The organism is Quyinboa sediminis (assembly GCF_042219855.1).
Lineage (GTDB): Bacteria > Bacteroidota > Bacteroidia > Bacteroidales > UBA5342 > JBHJHP01.
In genome coordinates, this window is the sequence record NZ_JBHJHP010000016.1 from 1 (window position 1) to 6,197 (window position 6,197).

Sequence of the window (6,197 nt, forward strand, 5' to 3'; positions counted from 1 at the left end):
TTATCTAGAAAGAGAGTTTATACGAAAGAAAGGTAAATGGTATTTAGAAAGATATAAAATATCAAATCTGTAATTACCGATTCTTGATTATGTACTTAGAAAAAATCTTTGCATCCAAAAAATTGAGAAAAGAGAAGAAAAACGGTTTACAACACGCGGTCATAGTGCATGCGGTTTTGTTTTAATCTGCAAATCCAAATTCCGTATGTCGTCGTTTTCGGCTTGACAGTCTCCACTTCGTGGGACAGTCAACCGCACGACACCATACCGCGGGAACGTTAGCTGCAAGCTTAATATTAATACCATGAGAATACTATTAATAATTGCAATATTTATTTGTTCAAGCCTAAATTTCATCGGACAAGAAAAAAAAATTCCAGAATCTTTTAGTTATTTAAAATCGGTTGAATTATTATCAGACTTCAACATTGAGCAATTAGGAACTCCAGAATTTTTCTATAATCCAGAAATTACAGAAGTTATTAATCGTCCTATAGACTCAACTCACATACTCTACAAAGAATGGGCTGTAGATATTTGTTTACATGAATTCGCAATTACTAAAATTGACAAGAATTCAAACGTAAAATATCATATCTGTTTTGACTACGGAATGAGCTATGATCCAAATTTTACAATTTATAAAGTTGTAAATGATTCACCGAAACACATACTTTCAGTAAATGGCATGAAAATGTATATACCTGGAAATGGCAATATTTATATTGAAGGACACACAAATAATTATTTTAACGAGAGGAGAAAGTTTAAACTTTCAAATGATTCAATTGTAGAAGTTAATCAACCCTTTAAATACGTTGGAATTAAAACAAAATCCAATGGAGTTCTGAAATTATATAGTACAATGAATCAAAAGGAACTGGTTGCAGTTCTTCCCAAAAACTCTGAAATAGAAGTTCTAATTAATATGGGGAACTACTATCTAATAAAAAGTTCTTTTGGACTTGTTGGATGGTGGGAATTTGATGGTTATTATTCTGAGGATATCAAAGAAATATTTTTTAATGGAGATTAAAGAAAAGCCAGCAGCTAACACACGGTATAGTGCATGGCAGTACTTTTAAACCAAAAATATCAACGTTCGCTCACAGCTCCTTTCGTCATGACAGTTCCTTTCACGGGTGAAAGAAACTGCCACGACACCATACCGCGGGAACGTTGGGCTTAATTATAAAATCCTGCTGCAAAATAAAAAATGAAACAAACAATTGATATGAGAAATGTTTATATAATACATTCAAGATATGATGAGCAAATTGCGTCATATATATCAACCAACTTAAGGTCACGAGAATATAATATCATCCGTAATGATTTTGAATTAGGAGCTGACTATGAGACAAATATTAATGAATACATTAAGAAAGCTGATATTCATCTTGCACTAATCTCTAATGAATCATTAAATTCAAAATACTTCTTTAATGAGATAATTCAATCTAGAAATTATTCTTCTCATTCGAAAAACAAACTTTTCATTCCAATTTTTCTTCCTGGTATTGATATTAATACTCTACCAAATAGTATTAGAAATATTCAAGGTGTTTTTTTAAAAAATGATACTGTTGAAGAATTGGATAACTTGACTAACAAATTAGATGAGGCAATAAATCTGTTTTTAGGTAAAAGATTGGCTAAAGAAGAAAATACTGAGAAAGTTAAAGAGAAAATTGAGACTTCAGCTCCAACTTATATACAAGAAACCTTATCTGGATTGACAAAAAGAGAATCTAATTTAAAAGGATTTGCTAATTTCTGGTATTTCTTAGGATTTATAACGTTACTACTTGGAGTTGGCGCTGCAATTTGGTTTGCAAACACTGGTATAAAAGATTTTGGTGATAAGGAAAACTGGAGTAGAACACTATTCTTTGCTATCAAGAGCGTTTTAATAATAGTTTTATTAATTGCTGGTTCAAAATATTCATTTAATCTCGGTAAATCGTATATGAATGAAGCATTGAAGGTTGCAGATAGGATTCACGCTATTTCATTTGGTAAATTTTATCTACAAGTATTTGAACAACAAGTTGAACCATCTGACATTAAAGAGATTTTTAGAGATTGGAATATTTCGGGAAAATCTTCTTTCATGGAGCTAAACTCAAACGACCATGACCCAAAAATACTTGATAAATTGGTTGAATTAATTGAAAAGATTAAAGGCTCTGATAAGAAATAACTAAGCCCAACATTTTGTATAAGTAATGGCAGGGAAAGTGCTAAATATCAAGGTTTGTAGCCCGCTCAAACTGCGTAGTGGTTTGACAGGAAACTACCACGCAATCTGCCACTACTCATACAATTTACCGTTGTGTTTCATGCTAAGAGAGACCCGTGCAACAAATTATTAACCGAACAATAAACGCCAACGCACATTTGGCACATTTGCAAGCCCAATCACACATGCTAACGCTTCAGCTTGCAAAAGAGCCAAATTTTTGCCAACGCTACTAAATCAGAATTGAAATGAAATTATCTACGGTAAAATTAAAAGGATTTAGAAACTTCAAGAATGCAACAATCAATTTTGAAGATAAGACATTAATCATTGGTGCAAATGATGTTGGTAAGACAAATCTGCTCTGGGCAATTAGATTATTACTCGATAGGAAATTAAACGATTTTGATATTGAACCCAAAGATTCGGATTTCTACGCATTTGAAGAAACTAATAGCTTTGAAATTATATTGAAATTCAAAGAAGTTGTCGAAGATTGTGTTGTTTCAAGATTGAAAGGGAAGATAAGTGATAAGGATGAACTTTGTTTGGCTTATAAAGCATTTCGAGATAAGGTTACTAAAGCAAAATCATATAATCTATATGCTGGAGTTTCAGAATCTAAACTGGAAGAAATTGAAGATAGATACTATCGTAAAGTATTAAATGTTCAATATATCAGCAGTCGACGAGATTTTCATAGCTATATAAACAGAGAAAAAAATTACTTATTTCAACTTGCCAAAGAAAACAGAGATGATAAAGAAATCAGTGCAGATGATAAATTATATGCTCAGATTCAAAGTGATTTAAAAAGCGTTGACGATAAAATTCCAAAACTTAATTTTATTGCAAGTGCAACTAAATCATTAAATGAAGAACTTGCTAGTTTATCATTGCATCACAAAAAGCAAAACATAGTTTTTGATACAGATGCTTCAAATATCGACAGTTTTATAAAAAATGTATCAATAGCTTCTAACAATAATGGGGAAAATGTCAAAATTGGAGGAGATGGACGGCTCAATCAAATATACTTGGCTCTATGGGCATCTAGAAATGAACTAAAGGAAGAAAAAATAGAAGAAGTTACAATAGTGTGTATTGAAGAACCAGAAGCTCATCTTCATCCACACCAACAAAGAAAACTTGCTGAGTATTTAAATTCAACAATTAACGGACAAGTTTTTATTACATCTCATTCTCCGCAAATAACTTGTGAATTTTCACCCAATTCGATTGTTAGGTTGTTTTCACAAAACAATTCTACTTTGGCAGCTTCTGATGGTTGTTCGAAAATTATAAATGATGCATTTGAAGATTTCGGATATCGGCTAAGTATAATACCTGCAGAAGCATTTTTTGCAGATGTTGTACTTCTTATTGAAGGTCCCTCAGAAGAATTATTCTACAAAACACTTGCAAAACAAATTGGTGTTGATTTGGATAGACTTAATATTAGCATATTAATGGTAGATGGAGTTGGATTTAAGACATTTATAAAAATACTAAACAGTCTTAATATTGATTGGGTATTAAGAACGGATAATGATATTTTTAGAATTCCAAAGAAAGATGAATACCGTTTTGCAGGTGTACAAAGGTGTATTGATTATTATCGTTCATTTTTCAATAAAGATACAGATACTGAAAGCATATTAAAGGAAAATGAATCCTTGATTAGTGGTTTTGGAACAAAAATTCCACCTAAAGAGAATAATGAAGCTGCTATTAAGCTAATAAAAGAACTTGAAGATTATGATTTGTATATTTCTCAAAAGGATTTAGAGAATGATATTTTTAATAGCCCAATTAAAGGTGATTTATTAGATTTCTTTTATGGGTTAGACCAAGATGAAATTATTGAAGCTATGCAAAAGCGAAAGGCAAGTTTCATGTATGATTTTCTAAAAAAGAAAAAAGATGATTTAAAAAAGCTTGATGGTGACTTTATATCGATACCTCTAAAACGTTGTGTTGAAATAGTTGAAAAATTGCATAATGAAGCCGACTAAACAACAAGAGCTAATTATCGAATTCAATGGCTGTTCTGTAGTTATTGCTTCACCTGGTAGTGGTAAAACATTTGTGCTTTCAAAGAAAATTAAACAAAATTTTAAGGAACTGAAAGAGCATCAGGGTGTAATAGCAATTTCATATACAAATAAGGCTAGTAATGAACTACGTAATAGAAGTTTGTCTGATGGCGAAAATCCAATGAGCTCATTTTTTGGAACAATAGATAAATTCTATATTTCAGAAATCATAGTGCCATTTGGTAAGCAAATTTGGGGTTTTCCTGAGAATGAAATTGTTGTTGATAAGATTGATTCATTAGATAGTGAAGAACAGAAACTTTTAAATTGGTTTAATAGAGACCTTATTTTATCCGAAGTTAAAGATTTCCAATTTGATATTTTAAAAGAGTTCTTTAAAAAAGGAATGTTACTAATCGAAACTATTGGCTTGTTAGGTAATTATCTATTTGATAAATCAATAGCTTGCCAGAAGTATCTTAAAGCAAGGTATAAATATCTTTATATTGATGAGTATCAGGATTCTGGTTATTATCAGCATGAAATGTTTTTGAAAATTAAGGAACTAGGTATTGTTTCAACTGCTGTTGGTGATTTAAATCAATCGATTTATGCATTCTCTGGTAAAGATTCGAAATACTTAGAATCACTAATTACAGATAAATCATTTAAATATTTTGTATTAAACAAGAATCATCGTTGTCATCCATCGATAATAAATTATTCAAATTTCCTACTAAACCCTAAGACTGAACTTATAGATTGTGAAAAAAATCTTATTTGGTTTTTTAATATAGATGGTGCAGAAAAGGATGTTGCTACATGGATTGATAAACAAATTCCTTCAATACTTAAATCATTTAAATTAAAGGAGAATAATAAAATTGCAATTCTTACAAGAGCTAGTAGAACAGCAGAAATTATAAATAAAGAGTTAAAAACAAGTCATAAATTGTCTGTTACGAATGAGCTTGATTTGAATCTAAATGTATGGTCAGGCATATTCTCAAATTTACTTTTGTATTTACTTGATTCAAAACATAGATTTATTGAAGTAATAGAGGAATTTACTCTTTATGAACGCTTAACAAGAAAACAGAAAAATGAACTCTTAGTGTTGAAGAATAATTTAGATAAGTCAAATGATTATACAAAATTAGATATTAAGCAATTGAAAGCTTCATTTATTCAGATAGCTAAAATTATTGCACCTGATTCTGAGAATATGGATTCAGTAAATCTATTGGATTCAGTTTTAAATAATAGGACGGAATTTCTTTCATATAAACCAGCTAGTGAAGAAGAAGTAAATATTATGACATTGCATAAATCAAAGGGATTGGAATTTGATATTGTACTTCACTTGGACTTGCATGAATGGGTATTTCCAAATAAAAGACCAGGTCCAAATAATGATTTTGATAATCCAATTTATGGTGATTGGCAACAAGATTTGAATTTGCACTATGTCGGTATTACAAGAGCAAAAAAAGGATGTTTATTAATATCTAGTTCCCAAAGAACAAATAACAATGGAGATATAAGAAATGGAAGAGTGTCTGAATTTATTGAGTTAAATGGAATAAAAAAGTTAAGATATATAAAAACCAAAAGCTAAGCCATGCACATTAAGCAAACGCACATATCAACCGCACAACCAAATTTGCTTAAAGAGCATGTCTCCCCAACGCACAGATTGACAGATAGAATAAAGCACGAAAACACAACAATAAATATACGTAATGCGGGGCGATGTGGTAAATTTAACTTTTGTACATTTATTCAAGTTTTTAACGGTCAGATAATGCAGAGCAATGCAAACCCGCACTCCGCATATTCGAGCCGTTATAGCCAATTATGACAAAGCCTGTAAATAAGTTTAGGTTATAAAAAATGAATAAAAATTACATTTCGATTAT

At 30.7% G+C, this 6,197-nt stretch carries 4 protein-coding genes; all 4 read left to right on the plus strand.

Going from position 1 to position 6,197, the window contains the following annotated elements; all coding sequences use genetic code 11:
• Window positions 1-304 precede the first annotated feature (304 nt).
• The 4 genes from ACE1EF_RS19745 (at window position 305) to ACE1EF_RS19760 (ending at window position 5,896) form a co-directional block, all read left to right on the plus strand.
• A complete protein-coding gene (locus tag ACE1EF_RS19745) occupies window positions 305-1,036 on the plus strand; it encodes a hypothetical protein (RefSeq protein WP_375722435.1) in 732 nt (243 codons plus the stop codon).
• A gap of 180 nt (window positions 1,037-1,216) precedes the next feature.
• Window positions 1,217-2,203 (plus strand): toll/interleukin-1 receptor domain-containing protein, encoded by a 987-nt coding sequence (locus tag ACE1EF_RS19750; protein ID WP_375722436.1) that lies wholly within the window; start codon window positions 1,217-1,219, stop codon window positions 2,201-2,203.
• Window positions 2,204-2,490: 287 nt separating this feature from the next.
• Entirely contained in the window at window positions 2,491-4,257 is a 1,767-nt protein-coding gene (locus ACE1EF_RS19755; RefSeq protein WP_375722437.1) for an ATP-dependent nuclease, read from the plus strand.
• Window positions 4,244-5,896 carry a UvrD-helicase domain-containing protein gene (locus ACE1EF_RS19760; RefSeq protein WP_375722438.1) on the plus strand — a complete coding sequence of 551 codons (1,653 nt, stop codon included), beginning with the start codon at window positions 4,244-4,246 and terminating at the stop codon, window positions 5,894-5,896. The genes ACE1EF_RS19755 and ACE1EF_RS19760 overlap by 14 nt, the downstream gene beginning before the upstream one ends.
• The last annotated feature ends 301 nt before the right edge of the window (window positions 5,897-6,197 follow it).